The following is a 2,562-nucleotide window of genomic DNA, read 5'->3' as shown; positions in this document are numbered from 1 at the left end:
TTATCAAATTTCATAATTTTAGATTCCTATAATTTCTATTTTAAATATATTTTATAGAAATTTTAAAATAACTAGGTTATGCAAGAAGTCTAATATAATAATTATCAAGATAAGAAAACCTATTAGTTTAATAGTCACATAATATTATTTGAATTAAATAATGAGCAAGGAGAAAAGATAATATGAAAAAAATATTTAGTTTATTAACTTTTATTTTTTTTAATGGAGCGGTAATGCCCTTAATAGGTGCTATACAATATGACATTCGAGAAGAACGTGACAGAATACAACAAGAACGAGATAAAAGAAGACAAATTAAGTTAGAAGAAGAAATGAAGAATTATATAGCAATGATAAATAATGTTAATCTTGGTGTTATTAGGCATAATAATAAACAATCTATTTTTGAAAACTTACCAAAAAAATATCCAAGATATGCTAATTTTACTTTAAAGATAGAAATTCCAATAAATAACTATGATTATTCAAATGAACATTATTAAGCATTTGTTAGATTTAAAAGTTTTACGACTAGACAAAATGAGGATGCTTTAACAGCAAAAGTAATTTTTAATACCGAAGATAATTTATCTCAAAAAATAAAGACAATTTTAGAAAATCAAGAAATACAAAATTGAGTAAATGATTTTAGACAATTTTCAGATAATGTTAAATTCTTAATTGATACAGTTATTCCTAAGCTTGATTATAATGCTGAAATTCTTTGAGTGTTTAATACTATCGAAACTTTAAAAACTTATTTACGAGAGTTTACTAATATTATTAACATAATTAAAATTCAATTGAAAATCAGATATTGAGCAAGAAATTAATCAATTAAAACAACAAATAAAAAATATCAATATAATTTAGATTTAATACGTAATCGTTCGCATTCTAATAACAATTTTAATGTGTTAACAGATTGTAGTAATTATGGGTTTTTAACTGCTAGTGTTTTAGGAATTTCAGTGGGTCTTTCCTTATTATTTCCCCCTCTTGCCGCCACTATTGCCTTTCTTAGCGCTATTTCAGCTGAAATTACTAGTACAATTGCTTCAACATGTAGTATTCTTGAATAAAATAAAGTTGTTTTTTATTTTTTTATTGTTATAATTAATTAGGCATTTATTCTATTATTTAGAATATGCTTAAATGTGGTAGTAATGGTAACATTACGTTTGGACCACAGCGAGAATTTAATTAAAAGGAGGAAATTGCTCGTGGCAAGAATTACAAGAATTGCAAAATTAGAATTTCAAGCAGGACAAGCAAAACCAGGGCCAGAATTAGCTTCATTAGGAATTAATATGCCTCAATTTTGTACACAGTTTAATGATGCAACAAAAGAACGAATGGGTGATGTTGTTCCAGTTGTTATTACTGCTTTTGATGATAAGACATTTAAATTTGAATTAAAAACAACACCAGCAGCGATTTTATTAAAAAAAGCAGCAAAAATCCAAAAGGGATCAGCAAAAGCAAAAGATGAAAAGGTAGCAACAATTTCAGCTGATGAAGTTCGCAAAATTGCGGAATATAAACTTGTTGATTTAAACGCAAATGATGTTGAAGCAGCAATGCATATTATTGAAGGAACTGCTCGTAATATGGGGGTTGTTGTTGAAGGTATGCCAAGTAAGAAGGAGAAAAACTAAGAATGGCAAAATTTGGTAAAAAATATAATAAAGTTGCTGAATTAGTTGATAAAAATAAGGTATACCCAATTGCAGAAGCAATTGAATTAGCAAAACAAACTGCAACAACAAAATTTGACTCAACCGTTGAAGTTGCCTTTAATTTAAACGTTGATCCACGTCATGCTGACCAACAAATTCGTGGAGCTGTTGTGTTACCAAAAGGAACAGGAAAAACACAACGAATCTTAGTTTTAACAAATAGCAAGGAAGCTGATGCTAAAGCAGCAGGTGCTGATTTTGTTGGTGGTAAAGATTTAATTGAAAAAATTCAAAAAGAAAACTGATTTGATTATGATGTTATTATCGCAACACCAGATATTATGGCAGAATTAGGAAAAATTGGAAAATTATTAGGGCCAAAAGGATTAATGCCAAACCCTAAAACAGGAACAGTTACTCCAGATGTTATTAAAGCAATTGGTGATGTTAAAAAAGGAAAAGTTGAATATCGTGTTGATAAAAATGGAAACATTCATTCAATTATTGGAAAAGCATCATTTAAAGTTGAAGATTTAAAAGCTAATTATGATGTAATTTATGAAACAATTCGTAAGGCAAAACCAGCGGCTGTTAAGGGAGCATATATTAAAAATATTGCTATCACAACAACAATGGGGCCAGGAATTAAAGTTTTAATTGAATTATAAAAAAGGAAAAAAGATTAACAATTGTTAATCTTTTTCTTTTTTGTTTCTTTTTAGTTCTTAACGAAAATAATGCTAGATAACTAACTAAAGTTGAAATACCATAAATTCCAATACCTGAAAAGAGTACTAATAATGGTGCTAAAACTGGATGAAGATAGGGGTTTAAAATTTTGTAGCTATTTCATAACATTATTCTTCCATCTGTTAGAGCATAA

At 27.8% G+C, this 2,562-nt stretch carries 4 protein-coding genes and 1 pseudogene; 4 read left to right on the top strand and 1 reads right to left on the bottom strand.

Going from position 1 to position 2,562, the window contains the following annotated elements:
• The first annotated feature begins 182 nt into the window (after window positions 1-182).
• The 4 genes from EHU54_RS05345 (at window position 183) to rplA (ending at window position 2,347) form a co-directional block, all read left to right on the top strand.
• A complete protein-coding gene (locus EHU54_RS05345) occupies window positions 183-503 on the top strand; it encodes a hypothetical protein (RefSeq protein ID WP_400249343.1) in 321 nt (106 codons plus the stop codon).
• 411 nt (window positions 504-914) lie between these two features.
• Window positions 915-1,082, top strand: a complete 168-nt coding sequence (locus EHU54_RS05340; RefSeq protein WP_400249342.1) for a hypothetical protein — start codon at window positions 915-917, stop codon at window positions 1,080-1,082.
• Between the two features lie 84 nt (window positions 1,083-1,166).
• Window positions 1,167-1,658 carry a 50S ribosomal protein L11 gene (gene rplK, locus EHU54_RS05335; RefSeq protein WP_400249341.1) on the top strand — a complete coding sequence of 164 codons (492 nt, stop codon included), beginning with the start codon at window positions 1,167-1,169 and terminating at the stop codon, window positions 1,656-1,658.
• A 2-nt stretch (window positions 1,659-1,660) separates the two neighbouring features.
• Window positions 1,661-2,347, top strand: a complete 687-nt coding sequence (gene rplA, locus EHU54_RS05330) for a 50S ribosomal protein L1 (RefSeq protein WP_400249340.1) — start codon at window positions 1,661-1,663, stop codon at window positions 2,345-2,347.
• On the opposite strand, the pseudogene EHU54_RS05325 reads toward rplA, so the two are convergent.
• Window positions 2,325-2,562 (bottom strand): annotated as a pseudogene (locus EHU54_RS05325) (hypothetical protein); the annotation flags it as partial. The gene rplA and the pseudogene EHU54_RS05325 overlap by 23 nt on opposite strands.

This window comes from Spiroplasma sp. ald, from assembly GCF_044714355.1.
Lineage (GTDB): Bacteria > Bacillota_I > Bacilli_A > Mycoplasmatales > Mycoplasmataceae > Spiroplasma > Spiroplasma phoeniceum.
The sequence above is the reverse complement of the archived record's forward strand: the minus strand, read 5'-3'. Positions and strand labels throughout refer to the sequence as shown.